Source organism: Embleya hyalina (assembly GCF_003967355.1).
GTDB classification, from domain to species: Bacteria; Actinomycetota; Actinomycetes; order Streptomycetales; family Streptomycetaceae; genus Embleya; species Embleya hyalina.
In genome coordinates, this window is record NZ_BIFH01000036.1 from 67,048 (window position 1) to 88,840 (window position 21,793).

Here is a 21,793-nt window from a genome sequence, read left to right on the forward strand (position 1 = left end):
GCGTGCCGGTGTCGGCACCCTCCGACCCGAGACAGAGAATGGGTGTCATGGCACGCGGCAAGCTCCGGATCTATCTCGGTGCGGCGCCCGGCGTCGGCAAGACCTACGCGATGTTGGGCGAGGGACAGCGTCGGCGCAGGCGCGGCAGCGACGTCGTGGTCGGTTTCGTGGAATGCCACGGCCGACCCACCACGGAGGAGGCCCTTCGGGGTCTGGAGGTGGTCCCCCGACGGGACATGGTCCACCGAGGCGGCTCGTTCACCGAGATGGACGTGGACGCGGTGATCACCCGGCGGCCGAGAATCGCCCTCGTCGACGAACTCGCGCACACCAACGTGCCCGGTTCGCGCAACGAGAAGCGCTGGCAGGACATCGAGGAACTCCTCGACGCGGGGATCGACGTGATCTCCACGGTCAACGTGCAGCACCTCGAATCGCTCAACGACGTGGTCGAGTCGATCACGGGCGTGCCCCAGCGCGAGACCGTGCCCGACGAGGTGGTCCGCCGGGCCGACCAGATCGAACTGGTCGACATGGCGCCGGAGGCGCTGCGCCGGCGGATGGCACACGGAAACGTGTACGCGCCGGAGAAGGTCGACGCGGCGCTGTCCAACTACTTCCGGGTCGGCAACCTGACCGCGCTGCGCGAGTTGGCGCTGCTGTGGACCGCGGACCGGGTGGACGAATACCTCCAGCAGTACCGCAGCGAACACCAGATCGACGCGACCTGGCCGGCGCGCGAGCGCATCGTGGTCGGCCTGACCGGCGGCCCCGAGGGCGAGACGCTGCTGCGACGGGCCGCGCGGATCGCCACCCGCGGCTCCGGCGGCGAACTGCTCGCGGTCTACGTCTCGCGCAGCGACGGCCTCACCGGCGCCTCCCCGGAGGCGCTGGCCCGGCAGCGCGCGCTGGTCGAGTCGCTCGGCGGCACGTTCCACTCGGTCGTCGGCGAGAACGTGCCCACCGCGCTGCTGTCCTTCGCGCGCGGCGTCAACGCCACGCAGATCGTGCTCGGCAGCAGCCGGCGCAAGCCCTGGCAGTACCTGTTCGGCCCGGGCGTGGGCGCCACCGTCGCCGCGCAGTCCGGCGACATCGATACGCACATCGTCACCCACGAACACGCGGGTGTGGGGCGGGTGCTGCGGCCGCTGCGCTCACCCCTGGGGCGCGGCAGGCGGCTCGCGTCCTGGGCGGTGACGGTGATCGGGCCGGTCGCGGTCACCTTCGTCCTCGACGCGACGCGCGGCAGCCACGGGTTGTCCACCGAGATGTTGCTGTTCCTGACGGTCACCGTCGCGGTCGCCCTCATCGGCGGTCTGTGGGCCTCGATCCTGACCGCCGTGGTGTCCTCGGTCCTGCTCAACTACTACTTCACGCCGCCGCTGCACAACCTGACCATCGCCGACCCGGAGAACATGCTCGCGCTCGGTATCTTCGTGCTGGTCGCGCTGTCGGTGGCCTCGGTGGTGGACCTGGCGGCCAGGCGCACCCACCAGGCGGCGCGCAGCCAGGCCGAGGCGCAGACCCTGAGCTTTTTGGCGGGCAGCGTGCTGCGCGGCGAGCAGGCGCTGCCGGCGCTGCTCGACCGGGTGCGCGAGACGTTCGGGATGGAGTCGGTCGCGCTGCTCCAGCGCGAGGAACACCACAGCCCGTGGTCGTGCGTCGGCAGCGTGGGGCCGCATCCCGCGATCAGGCCCGACGACGCCGACGTGGACGTTCCGGTGTCCGACTCGCTCGCGCTCACGCTGTCCGGCCGGGTGCTGCCGGCCGAGGACCGGCGGGTGCTCGGGGCGTTCGCGGCGCAGGCCGCGGTGGTCCTGGAGCGCCGGCAACTGGTCGCGGAGGCGGCGCAGGCGCGGCAGCTCAAGGAGGGCAACCGGATCCGTACCGCGCTGCTCGCCGCGGTCTCGCACGACCTGCGCACCCCGCTGGCCACGATCAAGGCGAGCGTGTCCAGCCTGCGGGCCGAGGACGTGAGCTGGTCGGAGGAGGACGAGGCGGAGCTGTTGGCGGCGATCGAGTTCGGCGCCGATCGGCTGGACACGCTGATCGGCAATCTGCTCGACATGAGCCGGTTGCAGACCGGGACGGTCATCCCGCTGATGGGCGACATCGGTCTGGACGAGGTGGTGCCGGGCGCGCTGGCCGGGGTGGCCGAGGAGCGGGTGGCGCTGGACATCCCCGAGACGCTGCCCGCGGTGTGCGCGGACGCGGGGCTGCTGGAACGGGTACTGGCCAACGTGATCGAGAACGCGGTCAAGCACAACCCGCCGGGCCGCCGGGTGCACGTGTCGGCCGGCGCGCTCAAGGACCGGGTCGAACTGCGCGTGGCCGACCGCGGTCCCGGGGTGCCGGACGAGTCGAAGGGGCGGATCTTCGAACCGTTCCAGCGCCTGGGCGACGCGCCGAAGGGCAACGGGGTGGGACTCGGGCTCGCGGTCGCCCGCGGCTTCGCGGAGGCCATGGACGGCACGCTGACCGCGGAGGACACCCCCGGTGGCGGATTGACGATGGTGCTGGCGCTGCGCACGGCCGGATCGCCGGCCGGCGGCGCGGTCGCGGGATCCACCCCCGCGGTCGAGGAACGAACCACTTGGGAGGAACAACGATGACACGGGTCCTGGTCGTCGACGACGAGCCACAGATCGTGCGGGCCCTGGCCATCAACCTCAAGGCCCGCGGCTACGACGTGGACACCGCGGGGGACGGTACGGCGGCGCTGACCGCCGCCGCGGACCGGCATCCGGACGTGGTGCTGCTGGACCTGGGGCTGCCGGACATCGACGGGGTCGAGGTGATCAAGGGTCTGCGCGGGTGGACCAGGATCCCGATCATCGTGCTGTCCGCGCGGCACGCCTCGGCCGAGAAGGTCGCGGCCCTGGACGCGGGTGCGGACGACTATGTGACGAAGCCGTTCGGGATGGACGAGTTGCTGGCCCGGCTGCGGGCGGCGGTGCGGCGCGCGGTGCCGGAGGAGGAGGCGCCGGTCGTGGTCACCGACTCGTTCACGGTGGACCTCGCGGCCAAGCGGGTCTCGCGCGACGGCGCGGACGTGCGACTGACGCCGACCGAGTGGCATCTGCTGGAGGTGCTGGTGCGGCACGCGGGCCGGCTGGTCAGTCAGCGGGCACTGCTGCAGGAGGTGTGGGGGCCGCAGTACGGGACCGAGACGAACTACCTGCGGGTCTACATGGCGCAGCTGCGACGCAAGCTGGAGCACGACCCGTCGCACCCCAGGCATCTGCTGACCGAGCCCGGGATGGGGTATCGCTTCGAGGGCTAGGGCGTCGCCGGCGCGGTGTGGTTCGTGGGCCGCGGGTGTGGGTGCGACGCGGCGGCGGGTTCGGGGCCGGTGGTGTCGGTCGTGGGGTGGGGGCCGATGGTGGGTGGGAGGTTTCGGACCTCGGAGGGCCGTGGGATAGGCGGTACCCTTGCCGGCATGAGTGGTAGCGCAGCCGGCGTGGAGCGTAGATCCGGGCGATTGCGGCGGATGTTGGATCGATGGACGTCGACCCATGAGGAACTGCACGCCGAGGAGCTGCTGCACGACACCCAGCGGCTGGGCTGTACGAAGATCGTGGACGTGGTCGAGCGGGATCTGATCACGGTCGGCGGCACGTTGCGCACGGTGACCTTCCGGCCGCGGGCGGGCGTACCCGCGCTCGAGGCGGAGATCTACGACGGATCGGGCGCCTTGTCGGTGGTCTGGTTGGGTCGCCGGCGAATAGCCGGGATCGAGCCGGGGCGGCAGTTGGTCGCCCACGGTCGGGTCAGCACCACTCAGGGGCGACCCGTTCTGTTCAACCCCAGGTATGAACTGCGCCCCGTCGGCCGAGAGTGAACGAGTGACCGCCTCCATGGATAAACCCGCTTCCGGCGTGCCCGGCGACCGCCCGGCCCCCACCGACAGCGCGGCCTCGATGATCGCCGCCTTCGGCGGTGTGCGAGGCATGATCGACATGACCGTGCCGGGGCTGGTCTTCGTGATCGCCTACACGATCAGTCGGTCCACCTGGACGGCGGCGATGACCGCCGGAGGTGTCGCGCTGGTGTTCGCGGTGGTGCGGATCGTCCGCCGCGAGACCCTGCAACACGCGCTCGGCGGCTTCCTGGGCGTCGCGCTGGCCGGCTGGATCGCGGTGAAGTCCGGCAAGGCGGAGAACTTCTACGCGTTCGGGATGTTGTTGTCGGGCGGCTACGCGCTCGCCTACCTGATCTCGATCCTGGTCCGCTGGCCGATCATCGGCGTCCTGCTCGGCCCGATGCTGGGCGAGAACTTCACCTGGCGGCGGATCCCGGCCCGCTACGCGGCGTACCGCAAGGCCACCTGGGTCTGGTTCGTCATGTTCGTGCTGCGCATCGTGATCCAGATCCCGATCTACTGGACGGGCAATGTCACGGCTCTGGGCATCGCGAAGGTCGCGCTGGGCGTGCCGCCGTTCCTGGTGGCCTGCTACATCACCTGGCTGATCATGTCCAAGGCTCCGCCGCCGGTGAAGGTCGCCGACGAGGAGGACGAGGACGAGGGTGCGAAGGGGGAGCGTGCCGCCGGCGTGGAGTCGAGCGGCGCGGCTCCGGTGGTCGAGCAGCGCGACGAGCGGCGGGAAGACCGCGTCGCGGACTGAGGGAGCGGGGCGGGGCGGGTTCGAGTCCGGCCTTCGTTCGGGCTCGCGTGTTCGGCTCGCTCCGCCATTTCGGCTTGTGTTTCGGGCCTGTGTTTTCCGGCCTGTGTTTCAGGCTTGTGTTTTTACGGCCTGTGTTCCCGGACCGTGTTCCCGGCTGGTGTTCCCGGCTTGTGGTCCGACGGGCGTTGCGCCGTGCGTTCCCATTTCCGTTCCGGCTTCGGTTCCGGCTTCCGTTGTCCGGGCGATTGCGAGGGGCGATTATCGGACGATTGCCGAACCGGTTGTCGGAGTGATCATCCCTGCCGAGAATCCCGGTCGATTCCGGAGAATTTGGACCAGCTGTAGTCGAATCAGTCATTACCGCATGATCCCGTAACTGTGCGATTAGCGTCCCGTTAGACCTCCAGTGGACGAAGGAGGCGGGGACGGTGGCCGGAAACGGTGACCTCATCGCATTGGTGACACAAGCCGGTCTCTCCCGGCGCGAACTGGCCCGCTGGGTCAACGTGGTGGCCGAGCGCCGCGGGCTGCACCTCGGGTGCAGCCACACCTCGGTGGCCCGATGGCTCGAAGGCGCGCAGCCGCGGTGGCCGATTCCCGAGTTGTTGGCGGAGGCCCTGGGCCGACGTCTGGGCTGCGAACTGACCGTCGCGGACCTCGGCTTGCGTGATCGGCGACCACCGACCCCCGATCCGTTCGACGGGCTGATCGTCGCCCGGACCGCGGCCGAAGTCAGACACGCCGTGGCCGAATTGTCGGAGAGAGACATGAACCGCCGTACTTTCCTGGCCAACACGGCCTTCGGCGCCGGGGCGTTCGCCGCTCCCGCGTTGTTCTGGTCGACCGCATCCAGGGCCGAGGGCGAGGCCGAGCAGCTTGCCTCGCAGGGCCCCACCACGGTGCGCGACGCGGACGTACTACGCATCCATCAGACCGTCCTGGCGTTTCGCCGACTCGACCGTGCCCAGGGCGGCGGGGATCTGCGGGACACCGTGGTCAACCACCTCAACGGCGTCGCGCGGACCAAACTGGCCGGCTCCTACGGCGACGAGGTGGGCCGCAGACTGTTCCGGGCGGTGGCCGAACTCACCGAGTTGGCGGGGTGGTTGTCGTTCGATTCCGGCCGGCACGCGCTCGCCCAGCGCTACCACATCCAGGCGCTGCGGCTGGCCCAGGCGGCCGACGACCCGGCGTACGGGGCGTACGTGATGGCCAACATGGCCTGCCAGGCGGTGTATCTGGGCCACGGGTGGGAGGCGGTCCAGCTGGCCCGGGCCGCCGAGCAGGGCGGCGGGGACCGGCTGGGCCCGCGGGCGCGCGCGATCGTGGCCTCGATGGAGGCGCGGGGCTACGCGGCGCTGGGCGACCGGCGCGCGTGCGAGCGGGCGATGGCGACGGCCGAGCGGCACCTGGACGCGGCGGGCGCGGTCGAGGACGACCCGTCGTGGTGCAACTACTTCGACGAGTCCGAGTTGCAGCACGAGTTCGCGCACAGCCATCGCGACCTCGGGCTGCCGGACAAGATCCACGGCTTCGCGGGCGCGTCGATAAAGCTGCGCCGGGCGGGCGCGTCCCGTCGGTGTGCGCAGGACACCACGTTCATGGCCGCGGCGCACCTGGCCCAGGGCGATCTCGACGCGGCGTGCGCCAAGGCCGGCGAGGCGCTGCGGATCACGGGCAACCTGTCCTCCACCCAGTGCAACGACTTCCTGGCGGACTTCCGCAGACGACTGCGCCCGTTCGCGAAGGAGCCGATCGTGCGTGCGTTCGACGAGGAGGCGGACCAGATCCTCGGCGACCTGGCCGCCGCCTAGGCCCTGTCGGGCGGGTTCCGGTGGACGGGGTCGCGGCGTCCGGTGCAGTGCCCGGGTGTGCCGGAGAAGCAGGCGCGGGATGGTTGCGCGCGGCTGCTTCTCCGGTGCGGTGCGGTGTGGTGTGCCGCCGGGCGGTGCGGCCCCGCCGGGATCCGCCGGGCCGGGGCCGGTCGCCGGTACGACCGGCACTGCCGTCGGTCAGGCCGACAGCAGCTCCTCCAGTTCCTCTTCGCGGTGCGGCGCCGCGACGAACAGCAGTTCGTCGCCGGCCTCCAGCGAGTCGTCCTTGCCCGGGACCAGTACCCGGCCCTCGCGGATGATCGTCACCAGCGCCGTGTCCTCGGGCCACGCCACGTCGCCGACGCGGGTGCCGACGAGGGCGGCGTCGCCCGGAAGGGTCAGCTCGACCAGGTTGGCGTCGCCCTGGCTGAACCGCATCAGGCGGACCAGGTCGCCGACGCTGACGGCCTCCTCGACCAGGGCCGACATCAGGCGCGGCGTCGACACGGCGACGTCCACGCCCCACGCCTCGTTGAACAGCCACTCGTTCTTCGGGTTGTTCACCCGGGCGACCACGCGCGGCACGCCGTACTCGGTCTTGGCCAGCAGCGAGACGACCAGGTTCACCTTGTCGTCGCCGGTCGCCGCGATCACCACGTTGCAGCGCTGCAACGCGGCCTCGTCCAGCGAGGAGATCTCGCACGCGTCGGCGAGCAGCCACTCGGCCTGCGGCACACTGTCCACCTTGATGGCGTCCGGTGCCTTGTCGACGAGCAGGACCTCGTGGCCGTTCTCCAACAGTTCCGCGGCGATGGAGCGACCCACCGCGCCGGCGCCCGCGATTGCGACCCGCATCAGCCCTCCTCCGGTGCTTTCTCGAAGGCCGCCTCGACGGCGGCCACATCCGCCTGGTGCATGACCACGTGCACGAGGTCGCCCTCTTGGATCACGGTCTCGGAGGTCGGCAGGATGCCTTCGCCCAAACGGGTGACGAAGGCGACCCGGGCGCCCGACGTTTGTTCGAGCCGGGTGACGCGGTGTCCCACCCACGCCGAGTTCACGTGCACCTCGGCCAGTTGCACACTGCCGGAGGGGTCGCGCCACAGCGGTTCGGCGCCGCTGGGCAACAACCGGCGCAACATCTGGTCCGCGGTCCAGCGCACGGTGGCCACCGTGGGGATGCCCAGGCGTTCGTACACCTCCGCCCGGCGCGGGTCGTAGATGCGCGCGGCCACGTTCTCCACACCGAACGTCTCGCGCGCGACGCGCGCCGCGATGATGTTCGAGTTGTCGCCGCTGCTGACCGCCGCGAACGCGCCGGCCTCTTCTATACCGGCCTCGCGCAGGGTGTCCTGGTCGAAACCGATGCCCTTGATCCGGCGGCCGGAGAAGTGCGACCCCAGCCGGCGGAACGCGGAGGGATCGCGGTCGATGACCGCCACCGAATGCCCCAGTTCCTCGAGCGTCTGGGCCAGCGTGGATCCCACGCGCCCGCAGCCCATGATGACGATGTGCACGGCCGTCCTTCCGGATTTGGTCCGTTGTGCCCGGTCTGATGCTCGTTTGTGGTGTTACCAGGGTGGCAGACCTCGCCGAGACGTTACACGTGGGCGCCTTACGGCATGCCCCCGGCCCGGCAAAAGTCGATGGGCTTACGATCACCTGCGTGTCAAGACTGACCGATCTGTCCAAACGCATCCTTGTCGGCCGAGCCTTGCGCAGCGACAAGCTGTCCGAGACGCTCCTGCCGAAGCGCATCGCGCTGCCCATTTTCGCCTCCGACGCACTGTCCTCCGTCGCGTACGCGCCGGACGAGATCCTGCTCACCCTTTCCATGGCGGGAATGGCGACCTACCACTTCTCGTGGAAGGTCGGTCTGGCCGTCGTCGTGGTCATGCTGACCGTCGTCGCCTCCTACCGCCAGAACGTCCACGCGTATCCCAGTGGCGGCGGTGACTACGAGGTCGCGAACGTCAACCTCGGTCCCAACGCCGGTTTGACGGTCGGCAGCGCGCTCCTGGTCGACTATGTGCTGACCGTGGCGGTATCGGTCTCCTCCGGCGTCGCCAACATGGCTTCCGCGGTGCCCGCGCTCGAGGGGCACAAGGTGTTGTTGGCGGTCGGCCTGGTGCTGCTGCTGATGGCGATGAACCTGCGCGGTGTCCGCGAGTCGGGCAAGCTCTTCGCCGTCCCCACCTACGCGTTCATGGCCGCCATCCTCGGGATGACCCTGTTCGGCCTGATCCGGGGCGCCACCGGCGCCACCATGGAGGCCGAGAGCGCCGGGTTCCACATCGAGGCCGAGGACAGCTTCAGTGGCTTCGCGCTGGTGTTCCTGCTGCTGCGCACCTTCTCCTCCGGGTGCGCGGCGCTGACCGGTGTCGAGGCGATCAGCAACGGTGTACCGGCGTTCCGCAAGCCCAAGAGCAAGAACGCGGCCTCCACGCTGCTGCTGATGGGCACCATCTCGGTGACCATGCTGATGGGCATGCTGGCGCTGGCCAACATGACCAAGGTGCGGTTCGCGGAGAACCCGGAGAGCCAGATCCAGGGGGCACCCGCGGGATACGAACAAAAGACCGTGGTCGCGCAGGTCGCCGACGCGGTCTTCGGCGGCACCTTCGCGGCGCCGCTGTTCTACCTCGTACTCGCCGTCACCGGCCTGATCCTGATCCTGGCCGCGAACACCGCGTTCAACGGCTTCCCGGTGCTCGGCTCGATCCTGGCCCAGGACCGCTACCTGCCCCGGCAACTGCACACGCGCGGCGACCGCCTCGCGTTCAGCAACGGCATCATCATGCTGGCCGCGTTCGCGATGGTGTTGATCGTCGCGTTCGACGCCGAGCCCACCAAGCTGATCCAGCTGTACGTGGTCGGCGTCTTCGTGTCCTTCACGATGAGCCAGGCGGGCATGATCCGGCACTGGACCCGGCACCTGAAGACCGAGACCGAACCGGCCGAGCGCCGGCGGATGATGCGCAGCCGGGTGATCAACGCCTTCGGCCTGTGCATGACCGGCGCGGTCCTGGTGATCGTCCTGGTGACCAAGTTCGCGCAGGGCGCCTGGATCGCGATAGCCGCGATGGGTGTGCTGTTCCTGTTGATGAAGCAGATCCGGCGACACTACGACCGGGTGGCCACGGAGCTGGCGGCCGTGGAGATGGACGACACCAAGCTGCCCTCGCGGGTGCACGCCATCGTGCTGGTGTCCAAGCTGCACAAGCCCTCGCTGCGGGCGCTGGCGTACGCGCGCTACTCGCGGCCGAACGTGGTCGAGGCGGTCACGGTCAACGTGGACCCGGCCGAGACCGAGGCGCTGCGGCGGGAGTGGGACGAGCGTGGGATAGAGGTGCCGCTCAAGGTGCTCGACTCGCCGTACCGGGAGATCACCCGGCCGGTGATCGAGTACGTGAAGTCGGTGCGTCGGTCCAGTCCGCGCGACGTGGTGAACGTGTACATCCCGGAGTACGTGGTCGGCCGCTGGTACGAGCAGATCCTGCACAACCAGAGCGCGCTGCGGCTCAAGGGCCGGTTGTTGTTCACGCCGGGGGTCATGGTCACGTCGGTGCCGTGGCAGCTGGAGTCGTCCGAGCGGCTGAAGGAGCCGAAGGCGTGGGTTGCGCCGGGATCGGTGCGGCGGGGGCCGGCGCGGACGCCTCGGAGCGGGGACACGAAGCGGGGCGGGCCGGGATCGGGCTCGGGTTCGGCTTCGGGGTCGTCCTGAGTTCGGGTGGGTCGTGACGGTGTGTGCCGACGGTGGGCGCGGGTTCTTCGGGTAGGGACTACCCTGGAAGCCGCGCCCACCTCCGTGAGGCGCTTTCTTTGTGTCGTCGTCGTGTCGGTGTGTGCGGTGTGTGCGCCCGGGTGTGGTCGACCGTGGGGCATCCGAGGCCCCTTGTCGTGCGTCGGTCGTGTTCGGCCCCTGGTGTTTCATCTGTTGTCCGTCGTTCTCATCGACGTTGTACGAGCTGTGCTACGAGCTGTGCGAGGAGTGCCGTGTCTGTCGGATCCACCACCCCCGAGTCGGACCAGTCCCTGCGGGGTGAGCGGTACGAGGTCGAGATCGGCCCGGTTGCTCACGGTGGGCACTGCGTCGCTCGCCACGAGGGCCGTGTGATCTTCGTTCGGCACGGCCTCCCGGGCGAGCGGGCCGTCGTGGAGATCACCGACGGCGGGCCGACGTCGCGTTTCCTGCGCGGGGACGTGGTCGAGGTGCTGCACGCGTCGCCCGATCGCATCACGCCCGCGTGTCCCGTGGCCGGGCCCGGCATGTGCGGTGGTTGCGACTGGCAGCACGCCACGCCCGCCGCGCAGCGCCGACTCAAGGGCGACGTGGTGGCCGAGCAGTTGCTGCGGCTCGGCAAGGTCGACGTACAGGTCGAGGTGGAGGCCGTGGACAGCCCGCCCGGGCAGCCCGAGGGCCTGGGATGGCGTACGCGGGTGCAGTTCGCGGTGGACCCGGCGACGGGCCGGGCGGGACTGCGCAAGCACCGCTCGCACGATGTCCAGCCGATCGACGCGTGCCCGATCGCTGCCCCCGGTGTCGAGGAGTTGGGCATCGAGGCGCACGCGTGGCCCGGCGTGGCGTCGATCGAGGCGGTCTCCGCGACCGGCTCGCTGGACCGCGCGGTCACCGTGGTGCCGGCCGAGGGCGCGGACGGGCGCATGCCGATCGTCGAGCTGAACCGGGCGGTGTCGGTGTTCCGGGCCGACGACAAGGGCCGGGTACGCAAGGTGCACGGGCGGCCGGCGGTGCGCGAGGTGGCCGCGGGACGGACTTGGAAGGTGTCGGGCGGCGGGTTCTGGCAGGTGCACCCGGCCGCGGCCGACGTGCTCGTGGAGGCCGTCGTCGAGGGCCTGGAGCCGCGACCCGGCGATCTGGCGCTCGACCTGTACTGCGGGGTCGGGCTGTTCGCGGGCGCCCTCTCCGAGCGGCTCGCGGACAGCGACACGATCATCGGCGTCGAGAGCTCCAGGCAGGCGGTCGAGGACGCGATCCACAACCTGCGGGACGTGCCGGGCGCGCGCTTCGAGGTCGGCACGGTGGAGAAGGTGCTGAGCCGACCCGGCTTCCTGCGCCGCGCCGACATCGTGGTCCTGGACCCGCCGCGCGCGGGTGCGGGCAAGGCGGTCGTCGAGCGCATCGCGCGCCTGACCCCGCGCCGGGTCGCGTACGTCGCCTGCGACCCCGCCGCCCTGGCCCGCGACGTGGCCTACTTCGCGGGCGCGGGCTTCAAGCTCCGATCGTTGCGCTCGTTCGACCTTTTCCCGAACACGCACCACATCGAGTCGGTCGCCATCCTGGAACCGGCGCCTCGGGCAGCCAAGCGGGAGGGCGCGCGCGGCCGCCGCTGACCGAAGGACGACGACGTCTTCGTGGCGTCGCCGCTCGGGCCGCCCCGGCCGTGCCGGGGCGGCCCGAGCGTTTGCCGGGCGGGATCGGCGGCGAAGACCGCATCGGCGTGCGGTGACCATCCCGGGACCGACCCGAAGAGGCGGGCCCGCCCCGCGTCCGCGCCTCGGGCCCGCCTCGGCGCCCCGTTCGCGTCCGGGGTGCCTTCAGGGGTGCTCCCGGAGGGTTTCTTCCGGGGGCCACCAGGCTTGGGCCGGGTGGGTGGCGTAGCGGGAGCCGCGGCGGGGGCGGACCGGGGTGGCGGGGGTGCCGCCGGTGGTGGGGGCGATCGCCCAGGTGGGTGATACGGGCGTGCCGGGCGTGCTGTCGTGGATGGTGCCGCCGAGGACGTTCGGGGTGGGGTCGGCGGTGTGTGCGGCGTCGTGTGTGGCCGCCGGGTGGTCGCCGGTGCCGCCGCGCAGGCCGGGGGCGATCCGGATGCCGGTCACCGGGGGGATCGGGGTCGAGGGTGGTGGGGCGGCCCGACGAAGGCGCGGGCCGATGCCGGCCGGCTCCACCGGGCGGGGATCGCGGGGGAGCGGGGTGCCCACGACGGCCGGTGTGAGCGGGGTGGGCGTCGCGGCTTGCGGTGGGCAGGCGATCGGCGGCGGTACCGGTGCCGGCGGGGTGATCGGTGGCGCCGGCGGCGTGGCGGCGGCGACGCACGTGGCCAGTGGGGCGGTGGGCGGTGGTGGTTGCGCCGGCGGCGCGGGCGGAGGCGCCGCGGGTGTGTCGGGCGTCGGTGGCGCGCATGTGGCCGTCGGATCGACGGGTGTCGGCGGGGGAGTCGGATCCGCGACGGCCGCCTCCGTCGCGGTTGGCGCCGGGTCGACGTTGTCCGGGTCGCCGCTCGGGGGCGCGGTCGTGGCACACGGCCGGTTCGGGGGCGGTGCGTCGGCCGGGGCGGTGGTGGTGGGCGTGGTGGTCGGCCGGCTCGGCGCGGTCTCGACGGGGGCGCACGGCAGGAGGGGCAGGCGCTCGCCCAAGTCGCGGTACACGCCCTCCAGTTGCTCGACGGCGGCCCGGGCGGCCATCGGGTCGGTGGCGCTCCTCTGGGCCCGGGCAAGGGCATGTGCCGCCTCGGTGAGGTGTTCGTGCAGCGCGGTGCCCTGGCCGGCGAGCCGATCCGCGCTGTCGGCCAGCGCCTGGCAGCGGGCGGTGAAGCGTTCGGCGCCGCCGCCGGACCACACCCGCGTGCCCAGGCGGGCGGTCTCGGCCAACTCGTCCCGCAGTTCGGTCAACCGCGCGGCGGCCAGGCGCCACCCGTCGGCCGCCGCGCCGACCGGGCCGGGGCGGGCGGCGTGGATCGCCGCGAACGGATCCGCGTTGTCGCCGACGCTCATCGCGCCGCCACCGCGCGCAGCAGCGTGCCGACCTCGGTCTCGGTGTCGGTGAACCGGTCGGCGGTACAGCCGAGTTCGACACGCGTCGTGGCCAACTCGGCGCGGATCTCGATCAACAGGTCGACCATCCGCGCGGCGGCGCGGCGATGCCGGTCGGCCAACTCGGCGGCGCCCGGGAGCCGGCCCAGCGCCTCCGGGTCGAGCGCGGTGTCGTCGGTGACCCGGCCGGGCTCGGCGGCGCAGCCCGGTGCCAGGTAGTCGGCTCCGATGTTGTGCAGACGTCGTACCAACCCGTGCAGCTCGGCCGTGTCGACCACGTAGCCGGTCGTGCCGCCGCCGTCGGTGCGGGACATGCCACCACCCCCTTGCTCTGTGCTGGATCGCCGATCGCCCTCGGGGATCGCAGCCGGCGCGAACTCGACGCTCGTCCGAGGCCGATCGCGACACTCCTTCGGGAAACGACGAGGTTGGCACAGTGGTCACCCTGCGTGCAGGAGCCCTGTGGACAACTCCTGAATACATCACCCCGAAGAGTGAAACCCCGCCGAAATACGCCTGGTTGTCCACAGATTGTTCGATGGCGAGCGATCCGTCCGCTCCCCGGGCGCAACCTGGAGTCGTCGGAACACACCGGCCGAACTCCGGACGAGCCGGACGGACACCGCACGAGGGAGCGATCACCATGCACACCATCGAGACGTTCGCCGAGTTGGACGACGAGCTGGCCACGGTCGATTCCACGCCACGCGCGCTGGCCGCGGTCACGCTCGCCCTGCACACCGTGCAGGAAGTGGTGCACGCCTGGAGCGGCAAGCCGGACCGGGGCGGCTGCCTGTGCCGGGTCGCCGACGAACTGGGCGACGCGCGGGAGATCGTCGCCCGGGTCGTGGGCCCGGCCGCCGACACGGTCGTCCCGCTGCCCGGAGGCGACCCGGCCGGCGTGCCGATCGCGGGCGCGGCCCGAGTGCTGGGTCGGGCGGCCAAGGTTCTCACCCTCCTGGCCCGACAGGGTGTGGCGGGCAATCCCTGCGCGGACTGGGCGCGGTTGGCGCCCGCCGAGCGCCGGGCCTGCGCGGCGGCCTGGGCGATCGTCTTCCGCAACCTGATCAGGCTGCGCGCGGCCGAGGAGAGCGCCACTTGGTCGGGGCAACCGCACCGGCACGCCCCGGCGATCCCCCAGCGGCGGCGGCGCGGCTCGGCGCGCGTGGTGCCCTTCCCGGCGCGGCTCGCATGATCGGGTCCGGGGTGCTTCGCGCCCTCGCCCCGCACGCGTTCCGGGCTCTCGGGAGAGGATGGGCGCATGGATCTTCGTATCTTCACCGAGCCCCAGCAGGGCGCGACCTACGACACACTCCTGACCGTGGCCAAGGCCACCGAAGACCTCGGCTTCGGAGCCTTCTTCCGTTCGGACCACTACCTGCACATGAGTGGCGACGGCCTCCCGGGTCCCACCGACGCGTGGATCACCCTGGCCGGACTGGCCCGCGAGACCAAGCGCATCCGTCTGGGCACGCTGATGACGGCGGCGACCTTCCGACTTCCGGGCGTGCTGGCCATCCAGGTCGCGCAGGTCGACGCGATGTCCGGCGGCCGGGTCGAGTTGGGCATCGGCGCGGGCTGGTTCGAGGAGGAGCACACCGCCTACGGAATCCCGTTCCCGCGCGAGAAGTTCGCTCGCCTCGAGGAGCAGTTGGAGATCGTCACCGGGCTCTGGGACACCCCGGTCGGTACCGACTTCCGCTACGAGGGGCGCTACTACTCGTTGGCCGACTCGCCCGCGCTGCCCAAGCCCGCGCAGCGTCCGCATCCGCCGATCCTGGTCGGCGGCCTCGGCGCCAAGCGCACGCCCGCGCTGGCGGCCCGCTTCGCCGACGAGTTCAACATCCCCTTCGCGTCGGTGGAAACCAGCGCGCAGCAGTTCGGTCGGGTCCGCGAAGCCCTGGTCGAGCACGGCCGCAAGGCCGAGGACCTGGTCCTGTCCAACGCCCTCGTGGCCTGCGTGGGCCGGGACGACGCCGAGGTGTCCCGGCGCGCCGCGGTGATCGGCCGCGAGCCCGCCGAGCTCAAGGAGAACGGCCTCGCGGGCTCGCCCGCCGAAGTGGTGGACCGGATCGGCCGCTTCGCCGAGGTCGGCTCGACCCGGATCTACTTCCAGATCCTGGATCTGCACGACCTCGACCACCTGGAACTGATCGCCTCGGAGGTGATGTCCCAACTCGGCTGAGCCGAGGGCCCGACGGCCCGGGGGACGGGAAAGGGCCCTGTCGCAGCCCGTGCGCTGCGACAGAGCCCCCTTCTCGCCCCACCGCCCCGAAGTCGCGGGCGGCCGTTGGGTGTGTCCCCTCGTCAGGCGGTCGCGGGAGTGTCCTCGTCGCCCTCGCCGAAGGTGCCGCTGCCGGCGAGCAGCGCGCTGCGGTTGCCGCGGGCGCGGTACCACATCACGCCGCCGACCAGCAGCAGCGTGCCACCGGCGGTGCCGAGCAGCCGCGGGTCGAGCAGCGCCCCGGTGTGCGCGAGCCCACCGCCCCCGCCACCGTTGCCGGTCCCGGCCGAACTGCCGGAGCTGGTCCCGGTGCTCGTCCCGGTCGTGGTGCCCGAGGTGGTCCCGGTGGTCGTCCCGGTCGTGGTACCGGCGGTGTCACCGGCCGTGGTCCCGGAGGTCGTACCGGTGGTGGTGCCCGTGGTCGTACCGGTGGTGGTGCCGGTGGTCGTTCCGGTCGTGGTGCCCGTGGTCGTCCCGGTGGTCGTACCGGTCGTGGTGCCGGCGGTCGAGCCGTTGGTGGCGCCGGCGTGAACCAGCAGCAGCTTGAAGGGAATCTCGACCTTCGCGTCGGACGGGGTGGCCGTGGCCGTCAACTTGTAGTTCCCGTCGACCCAGGTGGCGCCGTCGCGGGGGAAGATGAGCCGATTGCCCACGAAGGCGCCGGCGGCGTCCGTCTTGTCCTTCACCAGTTCCACCGGCGGGAAGGCGGTGTCACCCGTCTTCGTGATGACGGCCTTGAAGTCCTCCTTCGCCGGGAAGCCGGACAGGCTCAAGTTCACGTTGACGGGACCCGCGTCCGGAATCCGTACCTCGTCGTCGAAGGTGCCGGCCGGGGTGCTGCGCTCGACGACCTTCCACACCCCATCCGTCGCCAGCAGGTCGACGCGCGCGAGGTCGTCCACCACGACGGCTCCGCCGGCATCGACGCATTGGGTGCGAATGTGGTAGTTGCCGTTGATGGGAGCGGCGTTCGGGAACATCTTCTTGTTCGGATAGACAGGCTTGAGATCGGCGGGCAGCGGCAGCGGAGAGAAGCCCCCCATGCGCTGTTCCCTGTCCTCGCCGGGAGCCCGCAGCACGAACAGGGCCTGGGTGGCCGTCGCCGGGCACGCCTTCGGCGAGGTGATGGTCGTCTTCTGGTCCATCGGCCCCGTGGTGGGGTTGAGCACCAGCACCTCGTCCGACCCACCGGGCGGCGTGGTGGTCGGTGGCGTGGTCGTCGGGGGTGTGCTGGTCGGCGGCGCGGTGGTGGGCGGGGCCGCCACGGTCCACGCCTTGCCGTTGGGGCCGTCGGCGGTGGTGAGATCGACCGCCGCGAGTTCCTTGAGCACATTCCCGGCGTTGTCCATGCACTCCGAGGACAACCTGAACGTACCGTCCAACACGGTGCCGGTCAGGAAGAGCTGGATCGGGCTCTCCCGAACCGGGATTCGGTCCGCGGGCAAGGGGTTGCCCGTGGTGCCACCGATCAACCTCGGTGCGGTCAGGGTGCCGCCGGTGACGACCCACCGGTAGTTCGTCGCCGGTTCCGGGCACGGCGCAGTGGCCTTCAACGTCACCTTGGTGGTGGCCCCACCGGTCCCCGGGTCGACGACGATCGTCGGCGCGGGTGTACCGCCGTCGGCGGCCGCTGCGATCGCCGGCAGCGCCGACAGCACGAGCAGCCCGGCTCCGCACGATGCCAGCACGCGCGCGAGTCTTAGGCTCATCTGGTCAACTCCGTTGAGAAATAAAGGAAACGGGGACGGACGGCAAGTGGGCCACCGGGACGAATCCCGATGGCCCAAGGCGTGTCACCGACGCCGCGTCACCACCACAGGCGGGACGAGTCGAGGGTGATCGCGACCGAGGAGGTCGCGTGCGAGTTCGTGCCGGAGAGCACGAGGGTGTAGGAACCGTCGGCCAGGTTGGCAGGCAGCGTCAGCAGCGCGCCGCCCCAGGTGCCGTCGGGGGTGATCTGCGGCTGCAGCGAGACCGGGGTGGAGGTACCGTCGGTGGCGCGCACGACGCCGTCCAGACGGTCACCGGGAGCGAAGCCGCGGAACAGGACCAGACCGAAGCGCAGCGCACCGATCTTGGTCGGCAGCGCGCGCACCTCGGGCGAAAGCGAGGTCCACACACCGTTGTTGACGTGCAGGTCGACCGACGCCGGCTCGGTGATGGTCAGCGCGCCGTCGGCGGCGAAGGTGTAGCACTGCGTGACCAGCTTGTGCGCGACGCCCTCCTGGGCGGCGGAGCCCGCCGGGAACAGCGTGCGCAGGCCGACGACCGCGGTGTCCGCGACCTTGTCGGCGGGCAGGTCGGTGCCGAGGAACGAGCCGCCGAACACACGCTCGTTGGCACCGGGCGAACGCAGGACGAAGCGGAACTTGGTCGCGTCCGGGCCGCACGGCACGCTCGCGCGGGCGGTCGCCTTGCCGGTGCTGTCGGCCGGGCCGTACAGCGGGCTCACCTTGACGGTGCCCTGCGCGGCGGTCGCGGGCGCGGCGGGCGCGGTGTCCTCGGCGACGGCCGGCACGGTGGCGATCGCGAACGCGGCCGGAACCGCGACGGCGAGCGCGAGCAGACGACGGAGCTTCATGAAGAATGCCCTTCCGGGGTCGGTGGGTTCGAGCAAAACAGCACGCGGCGGCCCGTTGGGCATCCGCGGGGGAAACGTCGGACGCTCTCGATGGCGGATGGATGAGCGATCCGCCACCGGAGGGTGAACACGGCTTCCACGGAGCGGTGGACGCCGGATCGGCGGGCTCGTGGCAACGGCCCCGCAGACCGATCAGGGCAGGAAGCCGTACGTGGCCCAGATCACGCGTTGCGCCGGATTCTTGGCCCAGTCGATGAAGTTGACGGTGTTGGTGTTGGCCGCGCCCCTGAACGGGTCGTAGACGAAGTAGACGCTGTGGTTGCCCACGAAGGCGTTCGGGTCGCTGCCATCGGTGCGGCCCTGGCCGGGAACCCTGCCGTCGATGTTGCCGAGCCTGAAGCCCCCCGTGTGGTCGGGGACACCGGACAGGGGGTTCTTCTGCGCGCTGTACGCGGACTTCATGTACGGCAGGATCGCGCCGGGCGCAGTGACATAGTCACCCCGGTTTTCGCCCGGAGCGTCGGCGACGGTCGCGGCGCAGGGACCATTGGCGGGCTGGGTCGGGTCGAAGCCGAGTATGTACCGGATGAATACCGCGCGGACATCCGAGTAGCCGCCGGCGGGCAGATATTTCCGAATGGGCCCCGACGCAGTGCTCCCCGGGATCTGGTTCCAGTCCGTGAAGTTGCAGCGGTAGATGTCCTGAAGCTGCCCTTGGGTCAGGCTGCTCGGGACTCCGGCCTTTCCGGTTGCCCACGTGACCGCGTCCCCGGCCACCCGAACCCACGTCAGCGAAGTCTCGTCGCTGTCGGGGTGGAAGGTGGCTCCCGATACGCGGGCAAAGTCGAGACAGTTCTCCCGAATGTGCGCGCGCTGATCGAGCAGGGTCCGAGTCGCGGAATATTCGGCCCCCGGCCAACGGGAAGCCGAGCCATGGAGACCGTAGTCGGCCTCGCATGCCGCCTTGTGGGTTTCGACCCCGCCTCGGGAGGTACCGGAGCCCACTGTTATCCACGCATTGCCGTTCGGGTCGACGTTGGCCTCGTAGTCCGTGGTCAGCATCCTGGTGACGTTTTCGAGGGTGTCGGCACCTCCGTTGACATACGTGTCCGCGCTCGCGGAGGCATCGGCGCCGACTACCAGCGCCATGGCCGTGCCGAAACCCGCCAGGACGGTACCGATCCTGCGGACACGCGCACGCCTTGACATCTGTACACCCCTTCGCGGTGGAACGGGCCGTCTCGAATCGCCGATCCGAGACGGCCCGCTGCAGATCACGTCATGTCACGCGGTGCCGGTGGGGCGTGGCTCAGACGGCGAAGCCGAAGGTGCTCCAGATCGGGCGCTGCGCCGGGTTCTTGGCCCAGTTGATGAAGGCGACGACGTTGGCGTTGGCCGCCGTGCCGTTCTGCGGGTCGTAGACGAAGTACACCGAGCGGTTGCCGACGAAGCCGGTCGCGTTCGGCGCCTTGGAGTCGATGTTGCCGAGCTTGAAGCCGTTGGTGTGGTTGGTCACGCCCGACGCGGGGGTGGTCTGCTCGCCGTAGGCCGCGGCCGAGTAGGCGATGATCGCGTCGGTGGAGGTGATCTGCGGCGCGTCGCCGCGGTTCTCCTGCGCGGACTGGATGACCGTGGCGGCGCACGCGCCGTTCGAGGCGGCGGTCGGGTCGAAGCCGAGCACCTTGTCCTGGAACTCCGAGCGGGTGCCGGAGCCGGCCTGCGGGACGTGCTTCTGGATCACGCCGGACACGGTGCTGCCCGGGATCTGGTTCCAGTTGGTGATGTTGCAGTGGTAGATGTCCTGGAGCTGGGCCTGGGTCAGGTTGGTCGGCGCGCCGACCTTCTTGGTCGCCCAGGTCACGGCGTCGCCGGCGACGCGCTCGAAGGTCAGGGTGGTCTCGGCGGTGCCGGTCTTCGGGCCACGCGAGGAGCGGGCGAAGTCGAGGCACTTGGCGTTCGTGCCGGCACGCTGGTCCAGCAGCGCCTTGATGCCGTCACCCGAGCCGTTCGGCCACGCGTGGCCGGTGCCGGCGCCGTACTGCGTGTTGCACTCGGCCTTGCCGGTGTTGATGCCACCGGCGGCTATGCCGGCGTTCACCGTCACCCAGTCGTTGCCATTGGGATCGACGTTCGCCGCGTACTCCGTCGTCAGCGCCTGGGTGACGTTCTGGAGGGTGTCGGAACCGGCGTTGACGTAGGTGTTGGCGTTGGCCGACGCGTTGGCGCCGACGACGAGCGCCATGGCGGCACCCACGGTGCCCAGAACGGTGGCGGTCTTGCGCATGCTGAAGACGCTGGACATTCGAAGTCTCAACTCTCTCTTGGCATTTGCTGGCCGTCGACCCGCAGTGGCCGACGCCGACAACGCTGCCGGCGGCCCGATCGTGGTGGGATGTCCGGCAGGGAAACGGCACCGGGCCGCACAAGGCGCCGACACGAACGGACCGCGCCTGTAACGGAAACCGGATACTCCGGCACCCGTGCGGCACGGACACGACGTCTGCCGTACACCCTCGGCACCGGTTGTTTCCGTAGCGGACAGTTGCCCGGGGGCTGCGCTCTGGTTGTCTCCAGACAGGGGTTTCCGGCTTGATCGCCGGCCGTCTGACGAACGGTCAGATCGGTTCGCCACCCGCTTCCAGGAGCCGCAACCCATGGCACACCCGACCGTGTTCGCCCCCGAATCGCCGGAGCTCGCCGATCGGCCCCGCCGGATCGTGGTCCGTCGCACCAGGGCCGACCACGTGTTCCGCTGGACCACGCGTGGTGTCGCGATGCTGGTCCTGGCCCTGCTCGCGGCGATCGGCGGCTACCTGCTCTACCAGGGCAGCGGCGCGCTCGACCGGGCCGGCTGGGGATTCCTCACCGAGGACGCGTGGGAGCCCAAGGGCGGCACCTTCGGTGTACGCGGACTGCTCACCGGAACCGTGCTCGTGGCCATCGTCGCGCTGATCGTCGCGGTACCGATCGCGCTCACCGCGGCCCTGTACATCACCGAGTTCGCCCCGCGACGTCTACGCGGGGTGCTCACCTCGATCGTCGACCTGATGGCCGCGGTGCCCAGCATCATCTACGGCATCTTCGGCTTCTTCGTACTGCAACCCCAACTGATCCCGGTCAGCCGGTGGTTGGCCACCAACTTCGACTTCCTGCCGATCTTCGAGATCCGCACGATCGACGTGAAGGCCCGTTTCGTGGACAGCCAGTTCAGCTCCTCGCTGTTCATCTCCGGCGTGGTGGTGTCCACGATGGTCATCCCGATCTGCTGCGCGGTCAGTCGCGAGGTGTTCGGCCAGGCGCCGGTCGGCGAGAAGGAGGGCGCGCTGGCGCTCGGCGCCACCCGCTGGGGGGTGATCCGCGCGGTGGTCCTGCCGTTCGGCCGCGGCGGCATGATCGGCGGCGTGATGCTCGGCCTGGGCCGAGCCCTCGGCGAGACCATCGCCGTCGCGATGATCATCTCGTTCAACACCGACTTCTCGTTCCGCGTCCTCGACGGCCAGGGCTCGACGATCTCGTCGCTGATCGTGCTCAAGTACGGCGAGGCCGACACCGAGTCGATCTCCGCGCTGATGGCCGCCGGCCTCGCGCTCTTCGTCCTCACGCTCGCCGTGAACACCGTCGCCGGCGTCCTGGTCGCCCGCTCGCGCAGCGGCAAGTCCACCGAGATCTGACCGAGTTCCCACGGGCCCGACACCCGGACCCGACACCCGGACCCGAGACACCGAGCCCGGGACATCGCGTCCCAACCCACCGAACTCCCGACAGCGACCCACGG

At 70.8% G+C, this 21,793-nt stretch carries 18 protein-coding genes; 10 read left to right on the forward strand and 8 right to left on the reverse strand.

Annotated features, from left to right (window positions below):
• Positions 1 to 47: 47 nt before the first annotated feature.
• The 5 genes from EMA17_RS37960 (at position 48) to EMA17_RS37980 (ending at position 6,439) form a co-directional block, all read left to right on the forward strand.
• Positions 48 to 2,612, forward strand: a complete 2,565-nt coding sequence (locus tag EMA17_RS37960) for a DUF4118 domain-containing protein (protein WP_126641758.1) — start codon at positions 48 to 50, stop codon at positions 2,610 to 2,612.
• The gene (locus tag EMA17_RS37965; RefSeq protein WP_078974940.1) at positions 2,609 to 3,283 is read left to right on the forward strand and encodes a response regulator; all 675 of its coding nucleotides are present in this window, start codon (positions 2,609 to 2,611) and stop codon (positions 3,281 to 3,283) included. Before EMA17_RS37960 ends, EMA17_RS37965 begins: the two co-directional genes overlap by 4 nt.
• A 156-nt stretch (positions 3,284 to 3,439) precedes the next feature.
• Positions 3,440 to 3,841 carry an OB-fold nucleic acid binding domain-containing protein gene (locus EMA17_RS37970; RefSeq protein ID WP_078974939.1) on the forward strand — a complete coding sequence of 134 codons (402 nt, stop codon included), beginning with the start codon at positions 3,440 to 3,442 and terminating at the stop codon, positions 3,839 to 3,841.
• A 16-nt stretch (positions 3,842 to 3,857) separates the two neighbouring features.
• Positions 3,858 to 4,625 carry a DUF3159 domain-containing protein gene (locus EMA17_RS37975; protein WP_126641759.1) on the forward strand — a complete coding sequence of 256 codons (768 nt, stop codon included), beginning with the start codon at positions 3,858 to 3,860 and terminating at the stop codon, positions 4,623 to 4,625.
• 428 nt (positions 4,626 to 5,053) lie between these two features.
• Positions 5,054 to 6,439 (forward strand): NsdA family TPR-like regulatory protein, encoded by a 1,386-nt coding sequence (locus tag EMA17_RS37980; RefSeq protein ID WP_160161717.1) that lies wholly within the window; start codon positions 5,054 to 5,056, stop codon positions 6,437 to 6,439.
• Positions 6,440 to 6,637: 198 nt separating this feature from the next.
• Here EMA17_RS37980 and EMA17_RS37985 read toward each other — a convergent pair whose 3' ends face one another.
• Both EMA17_RS37985 and EMA17_RS37990 read right to left on the reverse strand, forming a co-directional pair.
• The gene (locus EMA17_RS37985; RefSeq protein WP_078974936.1) at positions 6,638 to 7,294 is read right to left on the reverse strand and encodes a potassium channel family protein; all 657 of its coding nucleotides are present in this window, start codon (positions 7,292 to 7,294) and stop codon (positions 6,638 to 6,640) included.
• Complete coding sequence (locus tag EMA17_RS37990; RefSeq protein ID WP_126641761.1) at positions 7,294 to 7,956, reverse strand: potassium channel family protein; 663 nt, start codon at positions 7,954 to 7,956, stop codon at positions 7,294 to 7,296. The genes EMA17_RS37985 and EMA17_RS37990 overlap by 1 nt, the downstream gene beginning before the upstream one ends.
• A 149-nt stretch (positions 7,957 to 8,105) precedes the next feature.
• Between EMA17_RS37990 and EMA17_RS37995 the strand changes: the two genes are divergently transcribed.
• Entirely contained in the window at positions 8,106 to 10,163 is a 2,058-nt protein-coding gene (locus tag EMA17_RS37995; protein ID WP_126641762.1) for an APC family permease, read from the forward strand.
• A 272-nt stretch (positions 10,164 to 10,435) separates the two neighbouring features.
• Complete coding sequence (locus EMA17_RS38000) at positions 10,436 to 11,794, forward strand: class I SAM-dependent RNA methyltransferase (protein ID WP_126641763.1); 1,359 nt, start codon at positions 10,436 to 10,438, stop codon at positions 11,792 to 11,794.
• Between the two features lie 204 nt (positions 11,795 to 11,998).
• Here EMA17_RS38000 and EMA17_RS38005 read toward each other — a convergent pair whose 3' ends face one another.
• Both EMA17_RS38005 and EMA17_RS38010 read right to left on the reverse strand, forming a co-directional pair.
• On the reverse strand, positions 11,999 to 13,174 hold the full coding sequence (locus EMA17_RS38005; protein WP_126641764.1) for a WXG100 family type VII secretion target: 1,176 nt from the start codon (positions 13,172 to 13,174) through the stop codon (positions 11,999 to 12,001).
• Positions 13,171 to 13,527, reverse strand: a complete 357-nt coding sequence (locus EMA17_RS38010) for a hypothetical protein (RefSeq protein ID WP_126641765.1) — start codon at positions 13,525 to 13,527, stop codon at positions 13,171 to 13,173. Before EMA17_RS38010 ends, EMA17_RS38005 begins: the two co-directional genes overlap by 4 nt.
• Before the next feature lie 329 nt (positions 13,528 to 13,856).
• Here EMA17_RS38010 and EMA17_RS38015 point away from each other — a divergent pair, with 329 nt between their 5' ends.
• Both EMA17_RS38015 and EMA17_RS38020 read left to right on the forward strand, forming a co-directional pair.
• Complete coding sequence (locus EMA17_RS38015; RefSeq protein ID WP_126641766.1) at positions 13,857 to 14,408, forward strand: hypothetical protein; 552 nt, start codon at positions 13,857 to 13,859, stop codon at positions 14,406 to 14,408.
• 66 nt (positions 14,409 to 14,474) lie between these two features.
• Positions 14,475 to 15,398 carry an LLM class F420-dependent oxidoreductase gene (locus tag EMA17_RS38020; RefSeq protein ID WP_126641767.1) on the forward strand — a complete coding sequence of 308 codons (924 nt, stop codon included), beginning with the start codon at positions 14,475 to 14,477 and terminating at the stop codon, positions 15,396 to 15,398.
• Between the two features lie 122 nt (positions 15,399 to 15,520).
• Here EMA17_RS38020 and EMA17_RS53145 read toward each other — a convergent pair whose 3' ends face one another.
• The 4 genes from EMA17_RS53145 to EMA17_RS38040 form a co-directional block, all read right to left on the reverse strand.
• Complete coding sequence (locus EMA17_RS53145; protein ID WP_176605555.1) at positions 15,521 to 17,146, reverse strand: hypothetical protein; 1,626 nt, start codon at positions 17,144 to 17,146, stop codon at positions 15,521 to 15,523.
• A gap of 98 nt (positions 17,147 to 17,244) precedes the next feature.
• A complete protein-coding gene (locus EMA17_RS38030; RefSeq protein WP_126641768.1) occupies positions 17,245 to 18,018 on the reverse strand; it encodes a hypothetical protein in 774 nt (257 codons plus the stop codon).
• Positions 18,019 to 18,210: 192 nt separating this feature from the next.
• Positions 18,211 to 19,227 (reverse strand): substrate-binding domain-containing protein, encoded by a 1,017-nt coding sequence (locus EMA17_RS38035; RefSeq protein ID WP_126641769.1) that lies wholly within the window; start codon positions 19,225 to 19,227, stop codon positions 18,211 to 18,213.
• 100 nt (positions 19,228 to 19,327) lie between these two features.
• Positions 19,328 to 20,302 carry a PstS family phosphate ABC transporter substrate-binding protein gene (locus tag EMA17_RS38040; RefSeq protein WP_160161718.1) on the reverse strand — a complete coding sequence of 325 codons (975 nt, stop codon included), beginning with the start codon at positions 20,300 to 20,302 and terminating at the stop codon, positions 19,328 to 19,330.
• Between the two features lie 370 nt (positions 20,303 to 20,672).
• Between EMA17_RS38040 and pstC the strand changes: the two genes are divergently transcribed.
• Complete coding sequence (gene pstC, locus EMA17_RS38045) at positions 20,673 to 21,689, forward strand: phosphate ABC transporter permease subunit PstC (protein WP_126641771.1); 1,017 nt, start codon at positions 20,673 to 20,675, stop codon at positions 21,687 to 21,689.
• The last annotated feature ends 104 nt before the right edge of the window (positions 21,690 to 21,793 follow it).

Coding starts and splice junctions, on each gene's coding strand:
- EMA17_RS37960 (WP_126641758.1), top strand. CDS start 48: ATGGCACGCGGCAAGCTCCGGATCTATCTCGGTGCGGCGCCCGGCGTC.
- EMA17_RS37965 (WP_078974940.1), top strand. CDS start 2,609: ATGACACGGGTCCTGGTCGTCGACGACGAGCCACAGATCGTGCGGGCC.
- EMA17_RS37970 (WP_078974939.1), top strand. CDS start 3,440: ATGAGTGGTAGCGCAGCCGGCGTGGAGCGTAGATCCGGGCGATTGCGG.
- EMA17_RS37975 (WP_126641759.1), top strand. CDS start 3,858: ATGGATAAACCCGCTTCCGGCGTGCCCGGCGACCGCCCGGCCCCCACC.
- EMA17_RS37985 (WP_078974936.1), bottom strand. CDS start 7,294: ATGCGGGTCGCAATCGCGGGCGCCGGCGCGGTGGGTCGCTCCATCGCC.
- EMA17_RS38005 (WP_126641764.1), bottom strand. CDS start 13,174: ATGAGCGTCGGCGACAACGCGGATCCGTTCGCGGCGATCCACGCCGCC.
- EMA17_RS38010 (WP_126641765.1), bottom strand. CDS start 13,527: ATGTCCCGCACCGACGGCGGCGGCACGACCGGCTACGTGGTCGACACG.
- EMA17_RS38015 (WP_126641766.1), top strand. CDS start 13,857: ATGCACACCATCGAGACGTTCGCCGAGTTGGACGACGAGCTGGCCACG.
- EMA17_RS38020 (WP_126641767.1), top strand. CDS start 14,475: ATGGATCTTCGTATCTTCACCGAGCCCCAGCAGGGCGCGACCTACGAC.
- EMA17_RS53145 (WP_176605555.1), bottom strand. CDS start 17,146: ATGAGCCTAAGACTCGCGCGCGTGCTGGCATCGTGCGGAGCCGGGCTG.
- EMA17_RS38030 (WP_126641768.1), bottom strand. CDS start 18,018: ATGAAGCTCCGTCGTCTGCTCGCGCTCGCCGTCGCGGTTCCGGCCGCG.
- EMA17_RS38035 (WP_126641769.1), bottom strand. CDS start 19,227: ATGTCAAGGCGTGCGCGTGTCCGCAGGATCGGTACCGTCCTGGCGGGT.
- EMA17_RS38040 (WP_160161718.1), bottom strand. CDS start 20,302: ATGCGCAAGACCGCCACCGTTCTGGGCACCGTGGGTGCCGCCATGGCG.
- pstC (WP_126641771.1), top strand. CDS start 20,673: ATGGCACACCCGACCGTGTTCGCCCCCGAATCGCCGGAGCTCGCCGAT.